This is a genomic window from Streptomyces europaeiscabiei (assembly GCF_001550375.1).
In the GTDB taxonomy this organism is placed as follows: Bacteria; Actinomycetota; Actinomycetes; order Streptomycetales; family Streptomycetaceae; genus Streptomyces; species Streptomyces europaeiscabiei.
This window is the reverse complement of sequence record NZ_LRTR01000877.1, coordinates 1-25912: the sequence shown is the minus strand read 5'-3', so window position 1 is coordinate 25912 and position 25912 is coordinate 1. Positions and strand designations below refer to the sequence as shown.

Below are 25912 nucleotides of genomic sequence, written 5' to 3'. Positions count from 1 at the left end.
GACGAGGCCGGGTCTCGGTCGCCGTAGGGGCGGGGGCCAGCTGGAAGGAGCGCACGACCGCGAGCGCGCACCCGGCGACCAGGGCGCACGCCAGGGCCGCCAAGTCGGCCAAGCGGCCCCGCGGAGGCCAGAAGCCCCGCGACCAGCCCCTCGGCGAGAAGCCACCGCGGCGGCAGGCCGACGAACTCCGCGGGCCCCCACGCGGATGTCCTCAGATGGGACATCAGTCCCGCTTCCGCCACGGGCGGTTGCCGACGCAGCCTGGGCACCCGCTACTCCACTCCCGGTTGTCCCCTGTCCGCGAGTCGCAACGCCCCCATGGCGGCACCACGCCCCACAGCCGCACCACCTTCACCCGCATATGGGGAAACGGCGCGCACTGCCGGGCTTCGGCAACCGAACCCGCGTCACCACTCCCGCCGTCACTCTTCACGACTCTCTTGCGTCATGCGAAACCTGGCAAGGGTGGCGCAGTGCAGCCCAGCACTCGCGACCGCGGCAGGAGCCACGGACCATGACGGTCACCCTCAGGCGCCGCGCCCGGCCGCCGTATCCACCCATCCCAGCGGATACAACTCCGGATCGTCCGACACCGGGGCCAGGGGCTCTCCACCCGCCTCGTTGAACGCGGTGAGCGCCCCGACGAGTGCCGCCCGTTGATCCGACCCGAGCCGCCCGACGATCGCCGCGATCTCGGCACGCCGCCTCGCGGTGACGTCCGCGACCGTGCGCCGCCCCTCGTCCGTGAGCTGGAGCATGGTCTCGCGGCGATTGTCCGGGTTGACCTGACGGTCGGCGAGCCCGGCGGCGATCAGGCGGTCCACCATGCGCATCGCAGTGGAGGGCGCCACCTGGAGCAGGTCCGCGAGCACGACCAACTTCGTGGCACCACGAGTGGACAGCACCACCAGCATGCGGAACTGCGGAAGCGTCACCCGTTCCTCGACCTCGGCCAGGGAACGCGCCGAGACCGCCACGAGCAGCCGTGACGCGGTCAGCACCGCACGCGTGACCGCATCAACATCATCCATGTCCCCCGCGGGGGCCCTGTGTTCCGCCATGCCTCCCTTTCTACGCGCCGAAGCACCCGCACGCTCAATCGGCCCGAGCAGATTTTCCCATTCCATGACCGTGATAGCGCAGCAGGAGCATCGCGGCGTCGTCGTGCGGCGGCCCGGACGCGTGCCGCACCACGTCCTCGCGCAACGCGTCCAGCGCACTGTGCGGGTCGGCGTCCTTCAGCAGGTACGCCCGGTCGGCGAGCCGGAAGAATGAACCGTGCTCGTCGCGGGCCTCGGTGACACCGTCGGTGTACAGCAGCAGCTGCTCGCCCGGGTGGAACGCCACCGGGTACGGCTTGGGGCCATCGCTTCCATGGGCGCCCAGCCCCAGGGGCAACGCGTAGGAGGGCGGCTGGGGGAAGTCGGCGGTACCGTCCCGGCACAGGCGCATGGGGGCAGGATGGCCGTAGTTGAGGAACACGGCCTCGCGGTCGGAGCCGATCTCGGCGAGGATCGCGGTGACGAACTTCTCGCCCTCCAACTCCCGGGCCACACTGCGCTCCAGACGCTCGCCGAGCCTCACCAGGTCGGGTTCGTCATGTGCGGCCTCCCGGAAGGCGCCGAGCACCACCGCGGCGGTCTCGACCGCGGTCAGCCCCTTGCCCTGGACGTCGCCGACGATCACTCGGACGCCGTGCGGGGAGGCGACCACCTCGTAGAGATCTCCCCCGATCCGCGCCTCGGCGACGGCAGAGGTGTACGAAACCGCCACCTGCAGCGGGCCCGCCGTCAGGGGCACGGGCCGCAGCAGCACCCGCTGGGCGACCTCGGCGATCGAGCGGACACCGGCCAGCTCCGCCTCCCGGCGCGAACGCATCACGGCCGCCGCGATACCCACACCGGTGACACCTGCCACCGACCCGATGGCCGCGAAGCCCCGGCGTTCCTCGAACAACCCGTTGTACAGGCCGAGCCCCACGCACAGCAGCAGAGCCACCACGCCGATCACGGCAGTACGCCGCCATCCCCCGACCAGCCCGGAGAAGGCCGGCCCGAGCGACACCAGCGGCAACAACCCCACCCCGGGCCCGGCCACTACGTCCACGCCCGTCACCACGGCCATGACCGCGACCGGCATGCAGGACAGCAGCGTGCCGTTCGACGGCGGCTCTTTCATGGTCATGGCGCACTCCAGCGGTGTCGCGACACTGGAGAGCCGCCTTGCCCAGACACCCCTCCCCAACCTTTATACTATGCAAGGGTTGCCGCGACGGCACGGCTCTCGCTCCGGCCCTTTACCCAATCGATGCCGAGAGCCGGCATTCCCCAGCCCTTGGAGGCGACGATGCGGCGACCGGACACCACTACCCCACGGCTCCCTCAACACCCCTCCGGATGGCGACGCTTCGCTCTACGGCTGCCGATCCTGCTGTTCCGTGCGGGTCTGGGACCGGTCCTCGGCAGACGGTTCCTGCTGCTGCACCACACCGGTCGCGTCACCGGAGCCGACCGCCACGTGGTCCTGGAGGTGGTGGCCCGCGATCCGGCAGGGGGCAGTTGGACGGTGGCGTCCGGCTTCGGACCGAAGGCGGACTGGTACCGCAACCTGCGCCGCCAGCCGCAGACCGTCGTCCAGATGGGGAATCGCCACTACGCGGTCGACGCGCGGTTCCTCCCCCCTGAAGAGGGGGCAGAGGTCATGGCCCACTACGCGGTGCGGCATCCACGGTTCGCCCGCCGCCTGTGCGCGTTCATGGGCCTGACCGTGGACGGCAGCGCGGCATCGTTCCAGGGGGCGGGCAGAACAATCCCGTTCGTACGACTCGACGCCGCTGGACATCACCTGCCCTGAACGGCGCGTCCGCCCTGCGCGCACATATGACCCCACGCTCCTCAAGGACTTGGCCCATTCCGACATGGGAGCCCACCCCCGGCAACCAGTCCGTGTTCAACGCCGCGTGGAACGCCATGGTCGATTCCGCGGCTGCGGAATCGACCCGCCGGACGATCGAATACCTTCTCCACGGGCCAGACGACGTTCCGCGCGAGGACCGGCTGCAGCAGGCCCTCGACGGCACGAAGTCGTTCGCCATGACAGGCTTCAACGAGGCCCTCCTCACGAGTGTTCTCTGCGTGGTGGAGCCCGAGCGGTTCCTGTCGATCCTCATACGGCATCTGAGGCGACTCGCATATCAAGCGCTGGAGGCGCCGACGGCACCACGGACGCCATCGCTGCTTGCCGCCCCCTGGGCCGGGCCATCCGAGAACCTGCGTCGGCTCCGGCAGCAATCCGCCTCCGCCATTGTCAGTGGGCGCAGTTACTGTGGCCGGCCAGGACAGCTGAGCAGCACTGGAGGCCAATGTGGTGAGACGCATGGCGGATGAGGCGTTTCGTACGGAGCAGGAGAAGGACCTGTACGCGCCGCACGTCCGTGCCGTCAACGAGATGGTCGACGAGTTGCGGGACCAGGACGGCCGTGGCTGGATGCCGTACGTCGCGCCGTGGCATGGAGGCGTGGAGGCACGCGTGCTGTGCATCCTGCGCGATCCCGGCCCCAAGACACAGAACGGCACCGGCTCAGGGTTCTTGTGTGTGGAGAACGACGACGCGACCGCCGAGCGTCAGTGCAGTGGTTTCGCGGAGGCCGGCATTGAGCCTCGCGACACCGTTCCGTGGAACGCCTACCCCTGGTACATCAACCGCGCGCCCAACGCGGAGGAGCGGCAGGCAGGGGTCACGGTGCTGGCTCGGCTCCTTGGTCTGCTGTCCCGCATCGAAGTCGTCCTCCTGCAGGGAGGGGATGCGCAGGACGGCTGGCGACGGCTGGAGAGGACACATCCCGAGCTGGTGCGGCAAGGCCAGTACGAGGTCGTCAGCACCTATCACCCCAGTCGGCAAGCGTTGTGGTCACCCGACCCGGATGTTCGTGCCGCCAGGGAACAGCATCGGCTGGATGCCTACCAGCGCGTCGGGCAGGCGCTGCAGTAGGAGCAGGTGCCGGAATACGGCGTCGTCGCCGTGCTGTGCTGTGCTGGATGAGGGGGTGGGCTGTATGCCGTTACGGCTCGGCCCTGCCCGCTCGGGCTGCATCCCATGCGCCAAGCAGGGTCTTCCGTGAACATCCTCTTCCGGGCTCCCGAGCTCAGGGAGCGTCTCGGCGACCGCGCCGCCCTCGTGTTCTTCCTCATGCTGTCGTCCACGCTGCGCTTCCCGATGCGTTCACCGAGCGGCAGTAATCTGTACAAATTGGTCGTGGGCGTGGACGACTCCGCCGTCGACCGATACTGGGCCCAGGCGAAGCTTCCTCACCGACGACGCCGCACACACCCTGGCGCCCTCCTGCGGCTTCGGGCTCAACACCAGCACCGGAAACGTCGCCGCCCTGGGAGGGAAGCTCGCCACCACGCTCAACAGCTGGGCCGGGCGCGGGCTGCTCGACAGGTACGGCACCGAGCGCAGGCCGATAGCCGTGGGCCTGAACGAGGCCAACCGCAGCCTCCAGCGCACCCTGCGCAGGCAGGTGCCGCCCGAAATCACCTGAACGGCCGGAGGGCGAGCGGGCCCGTGCGGAGATGGCACAGCGGCTGGAGAGCAGCGGCGTACAGCGGGAGTTCGATGCCTCGGAGATCCACTTCGGGCTGCGCTACCGCTCGCCGACCGTCATCGAGGACCCCGATGCGGCGATGCGCCCCGGCAAGCCGAACGCCGACTGGCGCCCGGCAGCGAGCCCGGCTACTGCGCCGCGCACGCGTGGTGGGACGCCAGCACTTCCACACTCGACCTGTTCGGCCACGGGTCCGTCCTGGATTCTCCGCAGTGCCGCCAGATCGGCGTCCTGGTTGCGTCGCGGCCGTCCGCGTCGAGGTCGGCCGGGCGGGTCACACGGCCGGCCGCAGCGTGCGGGGATCTCGGTGTGGCGACAGGTGCCGCACCGCGCCCGCTGTACGGCGCGGTCCACGCCACTTGTCCGCCTGCTCATGCCGGACTCTCCCCACAGCCAGTTGGACCGGTGTTGGCGACACCACGGCCGGACCGTGCGGACACAGAGCCTCGTAGCGTCCGCGGCGGTGGCGGCCACGGCGCTCATGGTGCCGCCGACGCCTCACATCCGAAGTCCCCGAAATGGTTGCCTACTCAACCAGCAGACACCCGGCACGGCGGCAATGGCCGGGCCGGGGTCGCAGTCAGCCGCTCCCCGCTCCTCAGAAAAGCCTCAGGTTTCCACCAAGCTCCGGTGTGGTGGCATGCCCGATGGTTGAGCGGACCCGGTCCCTCCCGCCTGTGCCCCGGCAGACCGTTCGGTTCCGGGGCCGTCGTCGCCCGCCCTCAGAACCATCGGCTGTTCTGACCGGCGCAGCGAGAACCGAGATACGGAGACGTCATGATCTTCAAGAGCAAGTACCCGGATGTCGCCCCCGTCGATCATCCCCTCCACAAGTGGGTGCTCGGCGATGCGTCGCGGCGCGGAACTCGGCCGGCCTTGGTGGACGTGGCCAGTGGACGGACGCTCACCTACGGCGAACTGGCCGCACTGGTCCGCGGGATCGCGGCGGGCCTTGCCGCCGAGGGCATCGGCAAGGGCGACGTGGTCGCGCTGCACTCGCCGAACACGGTCCTGTTCCCCGTGGTCCTCTACGCCACCACGACCGCGGGCGGGACGGTGACCACACTGTCGCCGCTGGCCACGCCGGCCGAGATCGCCAAGCAGCTGATCGACGCCGAGGCGCGACTGATGGTGAGCGTGTCGGCCCTGGTCGAGACCGCGCGGGCCGCGGTCGAGCTGGTACGGCGGCAGACCGGCCGGGACACCGAGATCCTGGTATGTGACAAGGCGGAAGGTCACCGTTCGGTGCTGGGGTTGCTGAGCGACTGCGATGTGCCGGCGTTCGAGAGCGATCCGGCCGTGGACGTCGCCGTGCTGCCCTATTCGAGCGGCACCACGGGCGTACCCAAGGGCGTGATGCTGACCCACCGCAACCTGTGCACCAATCTCGAACAGATGAACGCGCTGCATCGGGTCGACGAGAACGACCGCGTCATCGCGATCCTGCCCTTCTTCCACATCTTCGGGCTGACCGCGTTGGTCAACAACGCGCTGCGCCGTGGCGCGACCGTCTATGTGCACGCGCGGTTCGACCTCGACGCGTTCCTGACCAGTCTGGAGCGCGACCGGATCACCCACGCGTACGTCGCCCCACCGGTGATGCTGGCGCTGGCCAAGCACCCCGCGGTGGGGAAGCTGGACCTGTCGCACCTGCGGCGCGTCATCTGTGCCGCGGCCCCGCTGGACGCCGGGGTACAGACGGCGGTGGCCGAGCGGCTGGGTGTGGAGATCGGGCAGGCGTACGGCATGACCGAGCTGTCCCCCGCCTCGCATCTCCACGCCGACGGCAACCGCGACGAGCCCGTGGCGTGCGTGGGGGACTTGCTCCCGTCGACACAGGCGCGGCTGGTCGATCCGGTCACCGGGCTGGATGCGGCGGCGGGCGAGCCGGGCGAGGTGTGGATCCGGGGGCCACAGGTGATGAAGGGCTACTTCGGCCGCCCGGAGGACACCGACGCACTGGTCGACGGCGACGGCTGGCTGCACACCGGTGACATCGCACGGGTCGACGAGAACGGCAACTGGTTCATCGTCGACCGGGTCAAGGAACTGATCAAGTACAAGGGTTACCAGGTGGCGCCGGCCGAACTCGAAGCGATCCTGGTGAGCCACCCGGGTATCGCCGACGCGGCGGTGATCGGCGTCTACGACGAGGAGGGCAACGAGGTGCCCAAGGCGTTCGTGGTGCCGACACCCGGGGCGTCGCTCACCGCCGACGAGGTGATGGCGCACGTCGAGGGCCAGGTCGCCCCGTACAAGAGGATCCGCCGGGTCGAGTTCATCGAGGCGGTGCCGAAGGCGGCCTCCGGCAAGATCCTGCGACGTCGGCTGCGGGAGCGGGCCCGCCCCTGACCCGTGCCGGTCCAACTTCCGCGTCCGGTCGGTCTGTTGGAGCGGGCGCCGTGGGCGCGCCCGTCTCCCTCAGGTCCGCACGGAGGCTGTACAGTCACGGCTGTGGGCGGCGCGGTTTACCACTTCGGGCAGTACGAGTTGGATACGGCACGTCGTCGGCTCAGTCATGACGGGCGGCAGGTCCATGTCGAGCCTCAGGCCCTGGATCTGCTCTGCCATCTCGTCGAGCACCGCGATCGCGTCGTCCGCGCGGAGGAGCTTCTCGACGCGCTGGGGCAGTCGACCACGGTCAGCGAGGCCGAACTCGCCACCTGGTTGCGCGCGGCCCGCTCAGCCATCGGTGACAGCGACACACGGCAGCAGTTCATTCGTACCGTGGCTCAGCGCGGCCATCGGTTCGTCGCGCGTGCGACGGCTGTCTCCACGACACCGCCCGCCACGCCCACCGGCCCGGCCACCGGGGCAGTGTCACACGCGGACCACGAGGTCATCAGGTTCTGCCGCTCCGCCGACGGCACTCGCATCGCCTACGCCACCACGGGCGAAGGCCCGCCGCTGGTGAAGACCGCAAACTGGCTGACCCACCTCGACCTCGATCGGACCACACCGATGTGGGCGCACTGGTTCGACGGCCTCACTCGAGGCAGGCAGCTCATCCGTTACGACGAGCGGGGCTGCGGCCTCTCCGAGTGGACGGTGCCCAGCTTCACCCTCGACGACCTGATCGGCGACCTCGACTCCGTGGCCGATGCCGTCGGGCTCGCCCGCTTCCCGCTGCTCGGGGTGTCACAGGGCGGCGCGGTGGCGGTCGCCTACGCCGCGCACCGACCAGAGCGGGTCAGCCACTTGATCCTCACCTCGGCCTACGCCCGGGGACAGCTGATCCGTGCCGGCAGCGACACCGAGCGCGATGCCGCAGAGGTCGATCTGAACATCGCCCGCGCCGGATGGCGCTCCCAGGACAGCAGTTTCCTTCGTTACGTCGCCTCGCAGTACCTCGCCGACGCCACCCCCGCGGAATGGGACGCGTTCGCCGCCTACCAACGGCAGACGACCTCGCCCGCCAACGGCCTGCGTTTCCTGGAGGAGTTCGCCCGCATCGACGTCTCCGACATCGCCCACCAGGTGGCATGCCCCACGCTGATCATCCACTCCCGCGACGACGCACGAATCCCCGTCACGCAGGCCCTGGAGCTGGCCACTCTCATCCCCGACAGCCGACTGATCCTGCTCGAAGGCCGCAACCACCTGTTCACCGCCGACGACCCTGCCTGGCCCACGTTCCTCTCCCACCTGGACAACTTCCTCGCCGAGTAGCGCGTCGGGCAGGGCGCATCGGTCGACGGAAGTTTGGGCACGGGTCCCCGAACCGGCCGGTTCCGAGGCCGCCCGCGCCCACCCGCCACACGCTCCGGGCGGTCGGCGAGGCCCGGCATCAGCCGCGGCCGAGGAATCCGGCCCGCCCTGCGGAACGCGCGAAGGGCCGCCCGGCCTGCCGCCGGACAGCCCTCGCAAGATCATTGCCGCGGTTCCGGGAGTGTGCCGGAACCCGCTCCTGCTAGCCGATGACGATGTCGCAGTCGGCCCTGCCACGGGCGACGATGTCGGCGAAGTCCGCCTGGACGTTGGGGTCGTACGCCGCCGAGCTGATCGTGCGGGTCTTCTTGCCCGGCACGGCCTTCTTCCCAGTCGCGTGCGAGACGGACGCCGCGTCCCACGTCAGGTCACAGGTCCAGTGGAACGTGCGGACGAGGAGGTGCGAGTTCTTCCCGGTTCCCGTGATCTGCCAGTTGCCGGCCGCGTTCACCACGAACGAGACGTTTCCGCTGACGCCCCGGCTGCTGTCGCTGGTGGCGAACGTGATCGACTGGCCGTCCACGGCGACCTGCTTGGTGGTGTCGTTGGCCTGCGCGGGAGTCGTTGCCAGCAGCAGGGAGCCCAGCGCGGTCCCTGAGGCGATCAGCAGCGCCAGCCCCCGACGAGTCCGGATCCGACCGGACGTCCTGGTGTTGTCGAGTCGCATTGTGTTTCCTTCTCTCATGTCCTGTGTCGGTGTGCTCGATGTGAGCGCCGGGCCGGAGGAAGTCCGCTCGACAGTTCCTCTCCCGGCGCTGTTCCAGCATCGGGCTCACCGCCGTGCCGGGGCTTGACGGAGGTCTGAGGCTTTCCTGAGGGGGAGTTGAGGGCGTCGGCCCTCAGGTCGGCGAAGTGCCCGTGGAGAACCCCTGCCGCCTGCGCCGGAAGGCTTCGGTGGACAGCGGCTGTGGCGTTCTGCCTCCCCCGCCCAGTCCTGGGAGGGGCCGATGCGGGATGGCGCGTCTACGGAGGCGCCGGTAGGGCGAACAGCCGTCGACCAGCGAACAGCGTCACATGGAGCGGCTGATCAGACCCGCAGGGGCCTCCCGGTGCTGCGGTAATCCATCCGAGGCTTCGGCGCCTTCCACGTGCGGTCTGCGGCTTTGCGGGCCCGATCCCGACGGTCGTCAAGGTGGTCTATTCGCCGTGGGAGAGCGCACGGCGGACCGACTCCGCGGAGCCGCACATCAGTTGGCCCCAGCCGGTCGGGGAGGCGGTGGCCCGCCGGACGACGCGGGTTCAGAAGCTGCCGGTTCGGTTGAGGTCGCCGATGACTACGGTCGGTGCCGTCCAAGTGCCGTTGGTCGGCCGTTTGCTCCTGGGTAGGAGGCGTCACTCGGCCAGGAAGTCGTCGATGCGGGCCAGGAACTCGTCCCACGCCGGTTCGAACGCGGTGAGCAGGTGGTTGCGGCTCTTGAGCAGGACCAGTCGACTATCCGGAATGAGAGCGGCGAGCTCACCGGCCTGCGTGGCCGGTACCCGCTCGTCGTCGCGCGAGTGGAGGATCAGAGTCGGGCACTGCACCAGGTGGGCAATGCCGGACACGTCGATCCGGGCGAACTCCTCCAAGAAACGCACCCCGTTGGCCGGTGAGGTCGTCTGCCGCTGGAACGCGGTGAACCCGTCCCAGTCCGCGGGCGTGCCCTCGGGCAGGAACTGGGAGGCGAAGACCCTCAGGAACTTGGGGTCCTGGTGCAGCCACCCCACGCGAGCCAGATCCAGGTCGAGGGACGCCTCGTCGTGCTCGGTCTCGTTGCGGGCCCGGACCTGCCGCCCTCGGGCGTACGCCCCGGCAAGGATCAGCCGGCTGACCCGCTCGGGATGGCGCACGGCATAGGCCACCGCCACCGCGCCGCCCTGCGACACCCCGAGCAGGGGAAATCTGTCCAGTCCCGCGGCCTCGACCACGGTCTCCAGGTCGTCGACCCAGTCGTCGAACGTGAAGCCGGGTACCGCCCAGTCGGAGAGGCCGCAACCGCGCTCGTCGTAGCGGATCAGTCGGCGGTCACGGGCAAGACCGCCCAGCCAGTGAGACCACACCGGAGTCGTCCACTCGAGGTCGAGGTGACTCATCCAGTTGGCGGCCTTGAGCAGCGGCGGGCCCGAGCCGACCGTGGCATAGGCGATACGGGTGCCGTCGCCGGACCTGCAGAACCGAATGGTCTGACGGTCGGCGCCACTCGCTCCGTCGGCTGTCGCTGGCCTGACACCGGATTCTCGGCCGGATCCGATGGCCGGGCCGCCTCCCGTGACCGTAGTCGCAGCCACAAACTGGTAGCCCCGCCGGTGCGCCGTGCGGATCAACTGCTGCTGACTGCCGGTATCACCCACGGCCAGACGCGCGGTCCGCAGCGCCGTGGTGAGGGCCGCCTCGCTGACGAAGCGATCACCCCACACCTCGTCGAGCAGCTCGTTCTTCGGCACCACACGGTCCCGGTGCGCGACAAGGTGGCACAACAGGTCCAGGGCCCGAGGCTCGACGTGGACCGGTACGCCGGCCCGCCGGAGCTGGTGTCGAGCCGTGTCCAGCTCGTACTCCCCGAAGCGATACGTGTCCCCCTCCACCTTTGCAGCGTACAACTCCCGTCTACAGGCGTACACATGGACGATTCACACAGCGTGTCGGCACAGCATCGGCGAGGCGCAGGCATGCCCGTCGCCCTCATCCGGCCCTCGGAGTGGGCGATCGTCGGCTCCGCGTTCGCCCGGGCGCGTTCCACCTGCCCCGGGAAGTTGTCGAACCCCGTGAAGCGGGAGCGGGGAAACCTCTTGGCGAGCACGATCAGAGCGCGGCCCGCACCGCAACCCGCGTCCGCGACGTCGATGCCTCGCTCCAGCTTTTCGACGACGTGAGGGAAGGTGCTCAGCCAGTCGTCGACCATCACGCTCTCGAACCAGCTGCCTGTGAAACGGCTCATGCCGTCCCACAGGGTGTCCGGGTAGTCGCTGCGCCTTACGCCTCCCCCGTTCCGGAGCGCCTCGATCAGTCGTTCGTACGGCGCCAGGGCAGCGGGCATCATCTGGTGGACGCCGCCGAGAAACATGGGGCCCTTCTCGTCAGCCAGGGCGGGAATGTGCTCGGCGGGAAGTGCGAAGCTCCCGGGCTCCAGTTCCTCCAGATAACCCGCAGCCGTCAGACCGCGCAGTCACTCGCGTACGTAGCGCTCGTTCAGGTCCAGACGGTCCGCGAGTTCCTGGCTTCCGACAGGTCCGCCCGCCGCGAGGGCGTCGAACAGGCCCAGCCGGTCGCCCAGGTGACACAGACCGACGGCCATCATCCCGCTGATGTCCCCGAGCGCCTTCTCCATGAAGGCTTCGACTTTCACTTCGTCCGGTCCCTGCTGCGGCGCCGCCGTGGTGTCCCTCCTGACCGAGCACGATCGCGGCATTCGACGGGCCCGGCAAGCCAAACACCGGACTGCTCCCTCTCATCGCCGCCACGGCGAGCGGGGGCACTCGGGCCGATTCGCCTCACCCGGTCCGAGTAGCGAACGCGCACCCTGCGACCCACCGGACGACGCCACGTACACCTTCTGCCCGGAAGCGTACGTGCCGTACTGCAGCTGATACGAGATCCGCGTCCAGGGACCCGCCGGTCCGGGATCGGTCGTCGACGCAACCGGCGCCGTCGCGCGCGTCGGCGCGTAGTTTCTGGAGGCCCTCGGACCCGCGACCGTCACATTCTTCTTCGTCGTACTGCTGCTCCTGGCGGCAGCCATCACCGGGCCGGCGGCGGGCCATCCGGTCGCGCGCTACGCAAAACCGGCGGCCGACGCCAGCCGCTCCTCCTGACGAGCGATCGGCGAGAGTGCTTGTCACCAGGGCCTGCCGCCTGCTCCGGCTCGGCCGTCGATGCGCCCCCCGTGCCGCGAACACCCGACGAGCCGAGCCGGCGAGATGACCGAGGCGTCAGACGGCGATGGTCGTGCCGTCGAACCGGCTGAGGGTAAACACCGCGTCCTCCAGGGTGACTTCCTTCGCCTCGCGCAGCACGCCGATGGCGATCTCCTCACCAAGCCGCAGCGCCTCCGTGAAGTCGGTACGCCAGTGCACACCGGCTATGTTCCGCCCGCCGTCAGCGAGGCGGGGGAGACGGGAGGCCGGGGGTGTCGGCCTCGGCCTTGGCTGCGTCGGCGAGGGCCGCGGCAGCGGCTTCTTCCGCCTGAGCCTTGTCGTTGGCGGCCTGGGCAACCATGTCGTCCGGGGGCCTCTCGCGGGTGGCGGGCGACTGCGGCAGGACCTCGGTGAAGGCGCGGGACATGCTTTGGAGTGCGGAGGTGATCTCGCTGGGGATGACCCAGAAGTTGTTGCCCGAGCCCTGCGCGAGTAGGGGCAGCGTCTGGAGGTACTGGTAGGCGAGCAGCTTGGGGTCGGGGTCGTTGCGGTGTACGGCCTGGAAGACCTCGTCGATGGCCCGGGACTGGCCCTCGGCCTGGAGGATCGCAGCGGTACGGTTGCCCTCCGCGCGCAGGACTGCGGCCTGTTTGTCGCCTTCGGCGGTAAGGATCTGCGACTGGCGCTGCCCCTCGGCGCCGAGAATCGCGGCCCGCTTGTCCCGCTCGGCCCGCATCTGCTTCTGCATCGCGTCCTTGATGGACTGTGGAGGGTCGATGGCCTTGATCTCCACCCGGTTGACCCTCAGCCCCCACTTTCCGGTGGCCTCGTCCAGCACACCGCGGAGCTGGCTGTTGATGGTGTCCCGTGAGGTGAGCGTCTTTTCCAGGTCCATGGAGCCCACGACGTTCCGCAAGGTGGTGACGGTGAGCTGTTCGACCGCCTGAAGGAAGTTCGCGATCTCGTAGAAAGCCGCTCGTGGGTCGGTGACCTGGAAGTACAGCACGGTGTCGATCTCGACGACCAGATTGTCCTCGGTGATCACCGGCTGCGGTTTGAAGGAAACGACCTGCTCGCGCAGATCGATCACCGGGTGAACGCGGTCGATGTAAGGGATGACGAGGCTGAGGCCGGGATTCAGGGTCCGGTGGTAGCGGCCGAGCCGCTCGACATTACGAGCGCGCGCCTGGGGCACGATACGGACCGCCCGCACCACGGTGAAAACCGCGATCAGCGCGACGATCAGGCCGGCAATGAGGAACGCCGAGGTTTCCATGGCTTCAGTCCCGGGGGTAGACGACCGCGGTGGCGCCGCTGATCTCCATGATGTCGACGGTCTTTCCAGCAGGAATCACCAGCGTCTCGTCGTAGGCGCGGGCCGTCCACTCCTCACCGTCGATACGGACCCTGCCGCCCCGGCCCGTCACCTCCGAGACGACATACGCACCCTTGCCGACCAGCGCGTCTACGCCGAACCGCTCCGCTTGGGGCTGGAGGACGTGGCGCAGCGCAATGGGGCGCACGAAAAGCACGGTGACGGTAGCGACGACGGTGAACACCAAGAATTGCCACGGCAATGGCACCCCGACCGCGGCGGACCCTGCCGTGACCAACGCGCCCGCACTCAGCATTCCGAGCGCAGCGGTAAGGGTGAAGATCTCCGCCACAGCCAACACGCCTGCGATGATCAACCAGATCAGCCATGGATCCATTGCGTGCCTCTTCTGACCGGTGCGGACGCGAAGGGCCTGACTCTCTATTGGACCCCGATACGGAACAGTCGCGATACCCCTGGGAGAGGAAACCCTGCCGAACGATCGGATAGGTACTGGTGCGATGTGCGCCCCGAAAAAGCCACTCCAGACCTTTACGGCGATTTTACCCATAGGGGGAGATCCGCTAACTCCACAGCGCGGGCCATGCGGCGTGCGAGCAGGGCGCGCATCTCGTCGAGGGTGAAAGCCGAGCGGCTTCATACGGCGGATGACCACACACGGGCGACGCCGGCCTTCGGTGGAGCGGCGGAAACCGCCCCGCGCCCCTGGGCTGCCGATGCGCAGCCGGCAAGGGAAGAGGAAAATCAGGGTATGAGGCGTCGACTCGCCGACGTGAGCCGTCCCGCCCGGCTGGCCTCGCCGGGCGAGGGCTTGGGGCAGGACGAACTGGCGCTGGCCGCCCGCAATCACGGCCTGCCGCTGGAGGCCATGCGCCACGACGTCACCCCGCCCGGCCTGCACTACGTGCTGACGCACTACGACATCCCCCACGTACCGGACGAAGCCGCCTGGCGGCTGACGGTGAGCGGTCGCGTACGGCGCGCGCTCAGCCTCTCCCCCGCCCAGGTGCGCGCCTACCCCGCGGTCACTACGCGCGTGACGATGGAGTGCGCGGGCAACGGCAGGGCTCTGCTGTCGCCACGGCCGGTGAGCCAGCCGTGGCTGGTCGAGGCGGTCGGCACGGCTGAATGGACGGGAGTGCCCCTGGGTCTGCTCCTCGGCGAGGCCGGGGTCGAGTCCGGCGCGGTCGACGTCGTGTTCACCGGGGCGGACCACGGCGTGGAGCGCGGTGTCGAGCAGGACTACCAGCGCGGCCTTCCCCTCGACGTCGCCACGGGCGACGACCCGGAGGTCCTGGTGGCCTACGCGATGAACGGAGCACCTCTGCCGCCCCAACACGGCAGCCCACTGCGCCTCGTGGTGCCCGGCTGGTACGGGATGGCCCAGGTGAAGTGGCTGCGGGACATCACGGTCGTCGACACACCGTTCACCGGCTTCCAGCAATCCGTGGCCTACCGGATCAGACGGGTACCCGAGGAGGCGGGTGAGCCGGTCACCCGCATCGCTCCCAGAGCGCTGCTGATCCCGCCGGGCTTTCCCGACTTCATGTCCCGAACGCGGGTGGTGGCGCCGGGCCCGGTCCTGCTGGAGGGACGGGCCTGGTCGGGACGCGCCCCGGTGACATCGGTGGAGGTGAGCACGGACGGCGGCCTGACATGGCACAGAGCCCGACTCGAACCGGATCAGGGACACCGGTGGACCTGGCGCCGATGGTCCTCCATGTGGTCCGCCGCCCCCGGCGACCATGTCCTGAGCGCCCGTGCCCACGACGAGGCGGGGAACACCCAGCCACTGGAACAGCCCTGGAACCTGGGCGGGTTCGCCAGCAACCTTGTCCAGCGGGTGTCGGTCTTCTGCCCCGATCCCCCTGCTACGGCATGACCGCACGGCCCAGCTACGCCCCCCCCCAGCGCTCATGGGCCGCGGTCACGGTCCCCGTCAGGTTCCCGGCCTCGGCGCCCGCACGGGAGCGCAGATTCACCCCGTAGGCGAGCAGGGCCAGAAGATCGGCCACCGCCCCGCATGGTTTCGGGTTTACGCTGCCCCTTGGCCTCGGCGGCGACGAATGCCGTGCGCAGCGCCTCCCGCAGCTGCCGGTGGTGCCGATGGTGCCGATGGTGCCGGTCGAGGGCGGCCCGGACCTCGGCGGTCAATGCCTTTCGCACGCGCCCCATCCCGGCTCGCCTCCTGCCCTCCCGCTCAACGGTGCTCCGGGTTGTCCGCCCCCGGCCGGCAGCCGGCATCCCACTCCGTGCGCTGGTTGCCGTGGGCCGGAACACCTCCGGCCCGTTTGAGCATGGCCGCCAGATGCATCAGGTTCCAGGTCATGAAGCTGGTGTTGCGGTTGGTGAAGTCGTTCTCCGGGCCACCCGAACCGGGGTCCAGGTAGGAGGGGCCGGGACCCGCGGCGCCGATCCAACCGGCGTCCGCCTGCGGTGGGATGGTGTAGCCGAGGTGCTGCAGACTGTAGAGGACGTTCATCGCGCAGTGCTTGACGCCGTCCTCGTTGCCGGTGATCAGACACCCTCCGACCCGCCCGTAGTAGGCGTACTGTCCCTGAGGGTTGAGCAGGCCGGAGCAGCTGTACAGGCGCTCGATGACCTGCTTGGTGACGGAGCTGTTGTCGCCCAGCCAGATGGGCCCGGCCAGCACCAGGATGTCCGCCGCCATCACCCGCTCGTACAGCGCCGGCCAGGCGTCCGTGGCGAAGCCGTGCTCCGTCATGTCCGGGTACACGCCGGGGGCGATGTCGTGGTCGACAGCACGGATCTCGTCCGTGGTCACCCCCTGCGTGTCCATGATCGCCCGGCTTTTGTCGAGGAGCCCCTGGGTGTGGCTGAGTTGGGGGGACGGTTTGAGCGTGCAGTTGATGAAGAGCGCGCGCAGGTCGTCGAAGCGGTAACCGTCCTCCGGGGACGGGGCCGGTGGTGCTGCCATGGCGGACTCCGGGGAAGTGAGCGGACAGAGGCGAGGGGTGGTGCCTGCGGCAGCGTCTCGCGGAAATCGCGCGCTGTCCCGTTACGACGCACCGGCACAGGGTGGGGTCCAGAGGGGTGCCCGACCGCTCGTCGTGCGTCGGCCTCCCGCCTCCCGGATCCTGGAGGCACCGGCCGGGCCCCGGATCCCGGCCGGCCAGCCGAGGACAAGACGGCAGCGCCATGACGATCGATGTGTCCGCGGAGCGCGTGATCCCGCTCCCGCCCGAACGCGTGGCCGAGTACGCCATGGACTGGCGCCACGACGCCTGGGGGCACCTCCCATGCCCGTTCAGGGCCATGGGGGAGGACGCAGGGCATCCGCGTCGCGGAGCTGACCCGGGAGGCGGACGGGGGCGGCTTCGGTGTGGGCGCCGAGGTCACCCGGACGGCGTACTTCCTCGGCCGGCGCATCGACTACGTCCTTCGCGTGGCCGCGAACGAGCCGCCCCGCCTGCTGGACATGATCTCGTGGCCGGCCCGATGCCCATGCACGTCACCTACGCCTTCGAGCCAGATCCGCGTGGCTGAACCGCTCCGGGCCTGATGGAGGTGGTATACCCCGGTTCTGATGGAGTCGGGTTGCTGAACAGTTGACGATCCAGCAGTCTTCGGAGGCCATGATGCCCCGCAGCTATCCGCCCGAGTTCCGCCGTAAGGTCCTCGATCTCGTCGCATCCGGCCGGAAGGAAGGTCGTCCAACGCCTCGGCATCAGCGACCAGACGATCTATGTCCGGCGTCGCCAACACCTCATCGATATGGGGCAGTTGCCCGTCAGACTGCCGCATGCTGCCGGACTCGCGTGAGCTCGGATGCGACTGCGCTCCCCGCACCTGCGGGAATTATTCAGTCTTCGTTCTGACCTCACTGCTGTCGAACGTGTGCTCCTCGCATCCGCAGAGGGTGATCCTCACACTCCGCCGCCGCGATCGAACGGTGCCCGCCCCTGCAAGGGTGATCCCTACGAAGGCGAACAGCAGAAGCTCGCTGCCTCACGCTTCCCCTGCTTGCGGGATTGGTTCCGGGCGACGTACCAGCTATCCAGCCCGTCCAAGACGGAGGCGACACGGATGGCAGACCAAGATCCGGACCACACGTGGGCCAGCACGCCGAAGAGTCCGCTGACCCGAGCTGTTTCAGCTGGTCAGAACTGCGCGAAGCGTGTACCACCAACAGACGAAGAACTTGCTGACTCCCCCTGAAACGCCATCGCCCTCAGCGGAGCAAGACCAGGGCGCTCATCACCACGGCCAGCCGCCACTTGTCGATCTTCCACAAAACGACGGGGTGAAGCCGAACATTCTCGCCGAGGCACGGCTCAACCGCCCGCCAGGTCAGCACTCGGCCGCCGCCGTTCCGAACCAGTAGAGACCGCTGCGCGCCACGAAGCGGCGGCAACGAGAGACGGCGACACCTGACGCAGCATCAGAAAAGTTAGCATTGAGTGAGCAAGAGTCCTGCCACAGCTGCCCACACACGGCCAGACCGTGGGCTCGCCCAGCCCTCCACTGCGGGCCTGCGGCCAGCGCTGCCACCCTCCCGTAATCGGTCGAAGCGCGGGAGGTAGCACCACAGGACAGCTCACCCACCCATCACCAACATGTCAGCAATTTCCCCAGGTCAACGGGCCCTTCCCCGCGGCTTCAGAGGCGTCGCCGGCAGTTCGGGGGCCGGCAGCGGATCCCCGTTGTACCCCTTCACCTCCCCGAATCTTGCCCCTTCCATCCAGTCCCGACGGGCTTGTACGATCTCCTCCTGCGACCGTCCGATCCAGTTCCAGAACATGATCAGCTCCTCCTCGAACGGCTCGCCGCCGAGGAGCATGAGGGAGGCGTCCGAGTCGGCGCGGAGGGGGAGTTCGGTGCGGCCGCAGCCGAGGTAGAGCATGGAGCCGGGGAGGACGGGGACGCCGTCGACGTGGGCCTCGCCGGACATGGCGAGGACGGCGTATTCGAAGTCGGGTTCGAGGGGTAGGCGCAGGTCCGCGCCGGAGGCCAGGGCGAGGTCGGCGCCGACGATCGGTGTGAAGGTCGTGCCGGGGGACGTCGTGCCGTCCAGGGAGCCGAGAATCAGGGTGGCGCTCAGGCCGGCGGCCGTGACGACGGGCAGGTCGGCGTGGTGCTCGAAGCGCGGGTCGGTGTGCCGGTGGCTGTCCGGCAGGGCCACCCAGAGCTGGGCGCCGTGCAGGAGGGGGGCGTGCGACTTCGGGCTCTCCTCCGAGTGGCTGATGGCCCGCCCGGAGGTCATCAGGCCCAGCTCGCGGGGGCGGATCGTCTGGAGGCTGCCCGTGGAGTCGCGGTGCAGTACCTCGCCCTGGTGCAGCCAGCTGACCGTCTGCAGGCCCATGTGCGGGTGCGGCGGCACCTGCATGCCCGGCTCGTCGGCGATGTCGTCGGGGCCGTAGTGATCGACGAAGGCCCAGGCGCCCACCATGCGGCGGCCCAGGTTGGGCAGCAGACGCCGCACCTCGGTGGACTCGCCGAGCTTCACCCGGCGAGGGCTGAGAAGTTCACGAACCGGTTCGGCCACCACGAAGCCCCGGCCGCCGCACACCGCCGGCACCGCCTCGCGATCAAGATTGCTCATGCTGCACAACCTAGACCCGTCCGGCTCCCGCCGTCAGCCATCCTCCACCCGCCCCGGGGCACTTGACTCGGAACCGGCGCGGAGCCGGTCACCGAGGACAGGTGACACACACCCGTACGGCACACCCGTACGACCCATGCGCCTCGCGGCACCCACCCGGCCCACCTTCACCTGCCCCCGTCGCCCTATCGCTCCGCCGCTTCTTCGTTCCGTCACTCATCGCTTCCCCCCTCGTCTCGCCATCGCCTGATCTCCCGATCCGCGCGATCCCGGCGCCCCAGCAGAACAGTAGCCATGGCCATAGTAGCCATGTACCGTATCTGCATGAGTTCGGCTTTCGAGGGCGCGACGCCCGGTTTTCTCGTCTGGCGGCTGTCCATGAAGTGGCGGGTCGCGGTGGACCGCGCGGTCGCTCCGTTGGGGCTGACGCACGCGCAGTACGCGCTGGTCGCGTCGCTGTACGGCATGCACCGGGCCGGACAGCAGCCGAGTCAGCGTCAACTCGCGGACCACACCGGCCTGGAGGCCCTGTACGTCTCCAAACTGGCCCGCGCCCTGGAGACCGCCGGGCTTCTGGAACGCGCCCGCGACCCCCGTGACCCCCGCGCCGTGCGGTTGGCACTCACCGAGCAGGGGCGCGACGTGACCCGGCGGGCGATCGAAGTCGTCCAGGGGCTGCTGCGACAGCTGCTGGAACCGCTCGGCGGCCTCGACGGCGCCCGCACCGAGCAGTTCACCCGCGAGCTGACCACCTTGCTCGACGTACCGCTCACCCCTTCCACCGAGCACACACACGAGAAGGAGCAGCCATGACGACCCTCGCACCCGCGGTCGACCCCCGGGTCATCGCCCTCGCCCACTACGCCGGCCGCGCGATCCTGGAGAAAGTGCTGACCGGCTACGACCTGACGTTCCAGCAGTCGGTGACCCTGCGGGCCGTCGCGGTCGCCGACGGACCCGTCGACCGCGCCGGACTCGTGGATCAGGTCGTCGAGTCCCTCAAGGTCGAGCCGGCGGACATACGAACCGTCGTCGAGGAGTTGGTCTCCGCGGAGCTGGTGGAGCCGGACCCGGGAGCGCCGGCCCGACTCAGGATCACGGACGCCGGACGGGAGTCCTTCACCAGGTCCGCCGCCGAGACCGCGCCCGTCACCGCCCGGATCTACGCCGGGATCCCCGCCGAGGATCTGGTGGCGGCCGGTCGTGTGCTGACCCTCATCACCGAGCGGGCCAACGCGGAGCTGGCCGCCCTGAAGCCGTAGAAGCCGTAGAAGCAGAAGAAGCAGAGTGGTGGAATATTCAACAGCCAGTACGGGTTGTGGGCCGTCGAAGGAGGTCCACCAGTGGACACGACGTACTACGACCACGGAACACCCGCCGAGCGCTGGGAGCGCGCCCGGATGTTCTTCGACGCCAGGGACTACGCCGCCGCCGCGCGCGTCCTCGGACCCCTGGTCGAGGAGGTCCCGGAGCAGACCGGCCCACGGCTGCTGCTGGCCCGCGCCTACTACCACTCGGCTCAACTGCGCCGCGCCGAGGCCGAGTTGCGCGTCCTCGTCGAGCGAGACCCGGTGGAGCATTACGCCCGGCTGATGCTGGGCCGCACGCTCGAACGCCAGGCCCGGCACGACGAGGCGGAGTCCCACCTGCGGATCGCCTCGGCACTCGCGGGCGACTTCGAGCGGCTTTGACATGCTCCTCGCCCTGAAGGGCGAGGATTCCGGCCTTCCTTGACTGGTAACCGTGGCTTCCTGTGTCCTCGCGCTGTGCCGGGATCGCTCCTGGTCCTACCGGCGCTCCGCAGGCCGATACCGCCAGCCCAGCGGCCGTCGTCACGTTGATCGCGGCATTGTGGTCCCGGTCGAGGACGGTACCGCAGGCGGCACAGGTCCATTCCGGACGTTCAGCGGTTTGGGTTCGGCTTCTTCTCCGCGCGCCGCAGCAAGCGCGGAGAGTCGATCTTCGTGCCGTCGGACAGGACAGCGAAATGCGTGAGGCGCACGAGCAGGGTCCGGCTCCGCCGGAACGACACCGCGACGCTCCGCGTCGCGACCACGAGATTCGCTTCACCTCCGGCCCGAAGGCCGGAACACTACGAATGATGTCCGGTAGCGGGCGGAGCAGCGGCGAGCCTGTGGCAGGCGGAGCAGCGGCGAGAGGGGTGCGCCCCGTGGGACGCACCCCTCTCGCCGCTTCGCCTCCCTCAGGAGGCCGGCGCCACTTCCGCCCGGCCGCCGACCTACTTCGCCTCCACCCGGCCGCCGTACGACCGCTTGCCGCGTCGGTGCGCCAGCTCGCCCAGGACGACGTCCACCACGATGAACACGGCGAGCGGAATGCCGAGCAGGGGCACGAAGTAGCCGGTGACCGCGATGAGGGCCAGGGCCGGGACCAGAATCTGGGGCGGCACGTGCTGCCAGGCGCCGCGCGGGATCGGGCGACCGAAGGACGAGGCACGGCCGCGCTGCCACCACATGCGGTAGCCCCAGAGGATCAGCACGACCAGAGAGGCCGCGAGGGCCATCAGGAGGAGCTGGTTGGCCAGGCCGAAGAGGACGCCGGTGTGGCCGTCGATGCCCCAGCGGGAGAGCTTGGCGAGGATCGGGAAGTCGGCGAACCGGAGCGTGTCGGTGACCTCGGCGGTCGCCGGGTCCACGGCCACCGCGTCCTGCTTGGTGGGCCAGCTGCGCTGGACCTGCTTGACCACGTACGTGGAGGACGCGTCGGCGGGCGGCACGATCTCCACCGGGTCGCCGAGGCCCTCGGCGCGCGCGGCGGCGAGGATCTTGTCCAGGTCGCCCTCCGTGGCGGCCCCTCCGTCCGCCGAGGCGTCGTCGTGGCCCCCGTGGTCGCCCGCCGTGGCCGAGATGGCCGGGGTCGCCTGGTGGAGCTCGGTGCGCAGGACCTCGATGTTGGCGCCGGCGTACGTCGACCAGGTCAGACCCGTCGCCGAGAGGAAGAAGAACCCGGCGGCGGCCCAGACGCCGACCGTGCCGTGCAGGCCCAGAGTGCGACGGCGGCCGCTCGTGCCGCGCACCTTGCGCTGGGCGCGGCGGCGGGCGAACCAGAGCACGAGGCCGCCGCCCGAGATGACCCACAGCCAGCTCGCGGCGAGTTCGCTGTAGAGGCGGCCGGGCTCACCGAGCTGGAGGTTGGCGTGGAACTTGTCGATCCAGGTCCGCACCGGCAGCGCGCCCGTCGAGCCGTACTGCTCCAGGGCGCCGCGCACCTGAGCCGTGTACGGGTCGACGAACACCGCGAGCGTGTTGCCCTCGTCGATGCCCTCGACGCCCGTCAGCATCACCCGGGTCGTGGCGTCGTCCTCCGGCGAGGGGCGTACGGCGGAGATGGTTCCCTCGGGGTGTTTCTTGCGGGCGGCGGCCACCTGCTCGGAGATCGGCAGCTTCTCGTCGCCCACCTTGGCGACGGTCGTCTGGTCCGCGTAGACGATCTTCTCGATCGAGAACGAGGCGGCGTACAGCCCGCCGGTCAGGGCGGCGACCAGCAGGAACGGGGCGACGAGGACGCCCGCGTAGAAGTGCAGCCGCAGCACGAGCGGCCTGAGCGAGGCCCAGCCCCTCGTGGCGCCGTCGGGATTGGCGACGGGTTTCTGGGGCTCGTCCGTCTCGGTCGAGGGGGCGATGGTCATCGGCGGATGCTCCGGGATACGGGGACGTCGTGGCGGTTCAGTAGTCGGGGTGCAGGGGCTTCGAGTTCCCGACACTTCATGTGAGGTGGGTCACACCATCTGCCCATGGTCCGCTCCCTCTCGGGGGCGTGCCTCCGCGAGAGCCGTCTCGCATCGCTCGACCGCGGTTGGCATCCTGGCCCGATGGCTTCCGAACGTGACCGCACCGAGTACCAGCCCCTGAGCGACCGGGTCGAGGAGCTCCTCGCCCACGAGGGGCCGCTGCCGATCGTCGCCGCGGGCGATCCGGTCCTGCGCCGCACCGCCGAGCCCTTCGACGGCCAGCTCGCCCCCGGCCTCCTGGCCCGCTTCGTCGCCGCCCTGCGCGCCACCATGCACGCGGCTCCCGGCGTCGGCCTCGCCGCGCCCCAGGTCGGGGTGCCCCTGCGCATCGCGGTGATCGAGGACCCCGCGCCGGTCCCGGACGAGGTACGGCTCGCCCGGGGCCGGGTTCCGCAGCCGTTCCGCGTCCTGGTCAATCCGGCGTACGAGGCCGTCGGGTCGTACCGTGACGCGTTCTTCGAGGGCTGTCTGAGCGTGCCCGGCTGGCAGGCCGTGGTGGCCCGGCACGCCAAGGTGCGGCTACGGGCGCTCGACGAGCGGGGGCGGGCGGTGGACGAGGAGTTCTCGGGGTGGCCCGCCCGTATCGTCCAGCACGAGACGGACCATCTGAACGGCACGCTCTACCTCGACCACGCCGAACTGCGCTCGCTCTCCTCGAACCAGGCGATGGCCGACCGCTGGAACGATCCGACTCCGGCCAACGCCGCCCGGACGCTGGGCTTCCTGCTGCCCGACTGAGCGAGCGCCTGGCTCTGAGCCCGAGCGCCCGGACCGGCCGGTTCAGCCCCGGTACGCCTCCAGCAGCCGCAGCCACACCTCGCTGATCGTCGGGTACGAGGGCACCGCGTGCCAGAGGCGGCTGATCGGGACCTCTCCGGCGACGGCGACGGTGGCGGAGTGGATGAGTTCACCGACGGCGGGGCCGACGAAGGTGACGCCGCGGAGGATCTCGCGGTCCAGGTCGACGACCATACGGGCCCGGCCCCGGTAGCCGTCGGCGTACAGACCCGCCCCCGCGACGGAGGAGAACTCGACGTCGACCGCGCGGACCCGGTGGCCGGCCTGTTCCGCCTCGGCGAGGGAAAGGCCCACGGCGGCGGCCTCGGGGTCGGTGAAGACGACCTGGGGGACGGCGGCGTGGTCGGCGGTGGCCGCGTGGGCGCCCCAGGGATCGCTCTCCAGGAGCGGGACCCCGGCCGCGCGGGCGGCGATGGCGGCCCCCGCGATCCGGGCCTGGTACTTGCCCTGGTGGGTGAGCAGCGCCCGGTGGTTGACGTCCCCGACCGCGTACAGCCAGTCGCTGCCCGTCACCCGGAGGCTGTCGTCGACGGGCAGCCACGAGCCGGATTCCAGTCCGACGGTGTCGAGACCGAGGTCGTCGGTGCGCGGGGCGCGGCCGGTGGCGAAGAGGATCTCGTCGGCCTCCAGACGGTCGCCGCTGTCGGTGAGGGCCACCACGGTCCCGTTCTCGCGGGACACCGCCGTCACCGACGTACCGGTGCGGACGTCCACGCCCGACGCGACGAGCGCCTCGGCGATCAGTTCACCGGCGAAGGGCTCCATGCGGGGCAGCAGGCCCTTGCCCCGGACGAGGACGCTGACCTCGGAGCCGAGGGACCGCCAGGCGGTGGCCATCTCCACGGCGACGACACCGCCGCCGACGACGATCAGCCGGCCGGGGACCGCCTGCGCGCTGGTGGCCTCGCGGCTCGTCCAGGGCTTGACCTGCGCGAGTCCCGGCAGGTCGGGCAGGAGGGCGCGGCTGCCGGTGGAGACCACCACCGCGTGCCGGGCGGTGAGGACGTGACGCCCGCCGTCGGGGGCGTCCACGACCACGCGGCGGGGCCCGGCCAGGCGCGCGTGGCCGCGGTAGAGGACCGCCCCGACGCTCTCCAGCCAGCCGACCTGGCCGTCGTCCTTCCAGTGGGCGGTCTCGTAGTCGCGGTGGGCGAGCACCTCGACGGTGTGCAGCGGGCCGTCGACCAGGTGGCGCAGGCCGGGTACGCGGCGCGCGTCGGCACGGGCGATCGCGGGGCGCAGCAGGGCCTTGCTGGGCATGCACGCCCAGTACGAGCACTCGCCGCCGACCAGTTCGCTCTCCACGATCGCGGTGGACAGGCCGGCCGCACGGGTGCGGTCGGCGACGTTCTCCCCCACGGGTCCGGCACCCAGCACCACGACGTCGTACTCGGTCGGCGTCGGGTCGCCCGCGGCGCCTTCGGGGTTTTCCGTATCCGTCATGGGGTCAGTCTGGTTGGTGGCGTGCGCGGTGGCCAAACGGGTACGCGCGCGGAATACGCCACAGCGCGGCGGCGTTGTCCAGTGCGGCTCGCGCCGAGCACCGATACCGGGAAGAGGGATGCACGCCATGAGCAGCACCGTGGAGCTCACCAAGGAGAACTTCGACCAGACGGTCACCGAGAACGAGTTCGTCCTGATCGACTTCTGGGCGTCCTGGTGCGGGCCGTGCCGGCAGTTCGCCCCGGTCTACGAGAAGGCGGCGGACGACAACCCCGACCTGGTGTTCGGCAAGGTGGACACCGAGGCGCAGCCGGAGCTGGCCGCGGCCTTCGGTATCCAGTCGATTCCGACGCTGATGATCGTCCGTGACCAGGTCGCCGTGTTCGCGCAGCCGGGCGCGCTGCCCGAGGCCGCGCTGACCGACGTCATCGGGCAGGCCCGTGGGCTGGACATGGACGAGGTCCGCAAGGCCGTCGCCGAGCAGCAGGCGCAGGTCGAGCAGAACGGTCAGTGAGCCGGCCGGTTCGCCGAGCCGACGGCAGTCCCGTGCAGGGGCGGCCGGTTCGGCGGCCGTCTGCCGGGGCGCAGTGATCCGGCGCAGCCGGGCGGTCCTGAGACCGTGGCCGAAGGCGCGCTCTCCGGCCGGATGCGCGGCATCCTGGTCGTGTCGTACGAGAAGCGGGCCGGTCGCCGGACCCGGTCGAGGCACAACTCCGAGTAGCGGTCGAGGAGTTGCGCCGTTCCGCTTTCGTGCGGGTCGATGAACGCGCGGGCCGGGACGCGAACGTCGGACACCGCGTCGTGGAGGCCCTCGGCGCCTGCCGGCGGCACCATGCGGGCGGCGTCCCCGGCGAGCAGCGGCGCGCCCGTGGC

25 protein-coding genes and 2 pseudogenes are annotated in these 25912 nt (G+C 70.0%); 12 read left to right on the top strand and 15 right to left on the bottom strand.

What is annotated here, in order from left to right:
* Window positions 1–527 precede the first annotated feature (527 nt).
* Both AWZ10_RS44685 and AWZ10_RS44680 read right to left on the bottom strand, forming a co-directional pair.
* A complete protein-coding gene (locus AWZ10_RS44685; protein ID WP_060894064.1) occupies window positions 528–1061 on the bottom strand; it encodes a MarR family winged helix-turn-helix transcriptional regulator in 534 nt (177 codons plus the stop codon).
* Between the two features lie 34 nt (window positions 1062–1095).
* Window positions 1096–2184, bottom strand: a complete 1089-nt coding sequence (locus tag AWZ10_RS44680; RefSeq protein ID WP_060894063.1) for a PP2C family protein-serine/threonine phosphatase — start codon at window positions 2182–2184, stop codon at window positions 1096–1098.
* Window positions 2185–2346: 162 nt separating this feature from the next.
* On the opposite strand from AWZ10_RS44680, the gene AWZ10_RS44675 reads away from it, so the two are divergent.
* The 6 genes from AWZ10_RS44675 to AWZ10_RS44655 all read left to right on the top strand — a co-directional run bounded on the left by AWZ10_RS44675 (window position 2347) and on the right by AWZ10_RS44655 (window position 8275).
* Window positions 2347–2853 carry a nitroreductase family deazaflavin-dependent oxidoreductase gene (locus AWZ10_RS44675; RefSeq protein WP_060894062.1) on the top strand — a complete coding sequence of 169 codons (507 nt, stop codon included), beginning with the start codon at window positions 2347–2349 and terminating at the stop codon, window positions 2851–2853.
* A 92-nt stretch (window positions 2854–2945) separates the two neighbouring features.
* Window positions 2946–3386: a hypothetical protein gene (locus AWZ10_RS53310; protein WP_208618668.1), complete on the top strand. Its 441-nt coding sequence runs from the start codon at window positions 2946–2948 to the stop codon at window positions 3384–3386.
* The gene (locus AWZ10_RS44670; protein ID WP_060894061.1) at window positions 3376–3990 is read left to right on the top strand and encodes a uracil-DNA glycosylase; all 615 of its coding nucleotides are present in this window, start codon (window positions 3376–3378) and stop codon (window positions 3988–3990) included. The genes AWZ10_RS53310 and AWZ10_RS44670 overlap by 11 nt, the downstream gene beginning before the upstream one ends.
* 247 nt (window positions 3991–4237) lie before the next feature.
* Window positions 4238–4543: an FAD-dependent monooxygenase gene (locus AWZ10_RS55400; RefSeq protein WP_319071753.1), complete on the top strand. Its 306-nt coding sequence runs from the start codon at window positions 4238–4240 to the stop codon at window positions 4541–4543.
* A gap of 840 nt (window positions 4544–5383) precedes the next feature.
* Entirely contained in the window at window positions 5384–6958 is a 1575-nt protein-coding gene (locus AWZ10_RS44660) for an AMP-binding protein (RefSeq protein ID WP_079104705.1), read from the top strand.
* A 102-nt stretch (window positions 6959–7060) separates the two neighbouring features.
* Window positions 7061–8275, top strand: a complete 1215-nt coding sequence (locus tag AWZ10_RS44655; RefSeq protein WP_060894059.1) for an alpha/beta hydrolase — start codon at window positions 7061–7063, stop codon at window positions 8273–8275.
* 241 nt (window positions 8276–8516) lie between these two features.
* On the opposite strand, the gene AWZ10_RS44650 is transcribed toward AWZ10_RS44655, so the two are convergent.
* The 7 genes and pseudogenes from AWZ10_RS44650 to AWZ10_RS44630 all read right to left on the bottom strand — a co-directional run bounded on the left by AWZ10_RS44650 (window position 8517) and on the right by AWZ10_RS44630 (window position 13860).
* Window positions 8517–8981 (bottom strand): hypothetical protein, encoded by a 465-nt coding sequence (locus AWZ10_RS44650; protein ID WP_060894058.1) that lies wholly within the window; start codon window positions 8979–8981, stop codon window positions 8517–8519.
* A gap of 665 nt (window positions 8982–9646) precedes the next feature.
* Complete coding sequence (locus tag AWZ10_RS44645; protein ID WP_060894057.1) at window positions 9647–10879, bottom strand: alpha/beta hydrolase; 1233 nt, start codon at window positions 10877–10879, stop codon at window positions 9647–9649.
* Between the two features lie 104 nt (window positions 10880–10983).
* A pseudogene (locus tag AWZ10_RS56200) lies at window positions 10984–11196 on the bottom strand (class I SAM-dependent methyltransferase); the annotation flags it as partial.
* Between the two features lie 264 nt (window positions 11197–11460).
* Entirely contained in the window at window positions 11461–11640 is a 180-nt protein-coding gene (locus AWZ10_RS44640) for a hypothetical protein (RefSeq protein WP_060894056.1), read from the bottom strand.
* Between the two features lie 583 nt (window positions 11641–12223).
* Window positions 12224–12367: a hypothetical protein gene (locus AWZ10_RS51265; RefSeq protein WP_205576271.1), complete on the bottom strand. Its 144-nt coding sequence runs from the start codon at window positions 12365–12367 to the stop codon at window positions 12224–12226.
* 22 nt (window positions 12368–12389) lie between these two features.
* Window positions 12390–13424 (bottom strand): SPFH domain-containing protein, encoded by a 1035-nt coding sequence (locus tag AWZ10_RS44635; RefSeq protein ID WP_060894055.1) that lies wholly within the window; start codon window positions 13422–13424, stop codon window positions 12390–12392.
* A gap of 4 nt (window positions 13425–13428) precedes the next feature.
* The gene (locus AWZ10_RS44630) at window positions 13429–13860 is read right to left on the bottom strand and encodes an NfeD family protein (RefSeq protein WP_060894054.1); all 432 of its coding nucleotides are present in this window, start codon (window positions 13858–13860) and stop codon (window positions 13429–13431) included.
* A 375-nt stretch (window positions 13861–14235) separates the two neighbouring features.
* Between AWZ10_RS44630 and AWZ10_RS44625 the strand changes: the two genes are divergently transcribed.
* Complete coding sequence (locus AWZ10_RS44625) at window positions 14236–15366, top strand: sulfite oxidase (protein ID WP_060894053.1); 1131 nt, start codon at window positions 14236–14238, stop codon at window positions 15364–15366.
* Window positions 15367–15684: 318 nt separating this feature from the next.
* Here the strand turns inward: AWZ10_RS44625 and AWZ10_RS44620 are convergent, their stop codons facing one another.
* Window positions 15685–16422, bottom strand: a complete 738-nt coding sequence (locus tag AWZ10_RS44620; protein WP_060894052.1) for a flavodoxin family protein — start codon at window positions 16420–16422, stop codon at window positions 15685–15687.
* 1659 nt (window positions 16423–18081) lie between these two features.
* Complete coding sequence (locus AWZ10_RS44610) at window positions 18082–19047, bottom strand: pirin family protein (protein ID WP_060894051.1); 966 nt, start codon at window positions 19045–19047, stop codon at window positions 18082–18084.
* Between the two features lie 324 nt (window positions 19048–19371).
* Here AWZ10_RS44610 and AWZ10_RS44605 point away from each other — a divergent pair, with 324 nt between their 5' ends.
* From AWZ10_RS44605 to AWZ10_RS44595, 3 genes are all read left to right on the top strand, one after another.
* Window positions 19372–19860: a MarR family winged helix-turn-helix transcriptional regulator gene (locus AWZ10_RS44605; RefSeq protein ID WP_060894050.1), complete on the top strand. Its 489-nt coding sequence runs from the start codon at window positions 19372–19374 to the stop codon at window positions 19858–19860.
* Window positions 19857–20309 (top strand): MarR family winged helix-turn-helix transcriptional regulator, encoded by a 453-nt coding sequence (locus AWZ10_RS44600; protein ID WP_060894049.1) that lies wholly within the window; start codon window positions 19857–19859, stop codon window positions 20307–20309. The genes AWZ10_RS44605 and AWZ10_RS44600 overlap by 4 nt, the downstream gene beginning before the upstream one ends.
* An 81-nt stretch (window positions 20310–20390) precedes the next feature.
* Window positions 20391–20738 (top strand): tetratricopeptide repeat protein, encoded by a 348-nt coding sequence (locus tag AWZ10_RS44595; protein ID WP_037698938.1) that lies wholly within the window; start codon window positions 20391–20393, stop codon window positions 20736–20738.
* A gap of 187 nt (window positions 20739–20925) precedes the next feature.
* On the opposite strand, the pseudogene AWZ10_RS53300 reads toward AWZ10_RS44595, so the two are convergent.
* Both AWZ10_RS53300 and AWZ10_RS44590 read right to left on the bottom strand, forming a co-directional pair.
* Window positions 20926–21117, bottom strand: a pseudogene (locus AWZ10_RS53300) (hypothetical protein); the annotation flags it as partial.
* A gap of 169 nt (window positions 21118–21286) precedes the next feature.
* Complete coding sequence (locus tag AWZ10_RS44590; protein ID WP_046707191.1) at window positions 21287–22696, bottom strand: PepSY-associated TM helix domain-containing protein; 1410 nt, start codon at window positions 22694–22696, stop codon at window positions 21287–21289.
* A gap of 183 nt (window positions 22697–22879) precedes the next feature.
* On the opposite strand from AWZ10_RS44590, the gene AWZ10_RS44585 reads away from it, so the two are divergent.
* On the top strand, window positions 22880–23536 hold the full coding sequence (locus AWZ10_RS44585; protein WP_046707190.1) for a peptide deformylase: 657 nt from the start codon (window positions 22880–22882) through the stop codon (window positions 23534–23536).
* Between the two features lie 42 nt (window positions 23537–23578).
* Here the strand turns inward: AWZ10_RS44585 and AWZ10_RS44580 are convergent, their stop codons facing one another.
* Window positions 23579–25039, bottom strand: coding sequence for a dihydrolipoyl dehydrogenase family protein (locus AWZ10_RS44580; protein ID WP_060894048.1), 1461 nt, complete (start codon window positions 25037–25039; stop codon window positions 23579–23581).
* Window positions 25040–25166: 127 nt separating this feature from the next.
* Between AWZ10_RS44580 and trxA the strand changes: the two genes are divergently transcribed.
* Window positions 25167–25553: a thioredoxin gene (trxA, locus tag AWZ10_RS44575; protein WP_063769872.1), complete on the top strand. Its 387-nt coding sequence runs from the start codon at window positions 25167–25169 to the stop codon at window positions 25551–25553.
* Here the strand turns inward: trxA and AWZ10_RS44570 are convergent.
* The coding region (locus AWZ10_RS44570; protein WP_244172776.1) for an FAD-dependent monooxygenase at window positions 25547–25912 on the bottom strand (366 nt) is incomplete at its 5' end. The genes trxA and AWZ10_RS44570 overlap by 7 nt on opposite strands.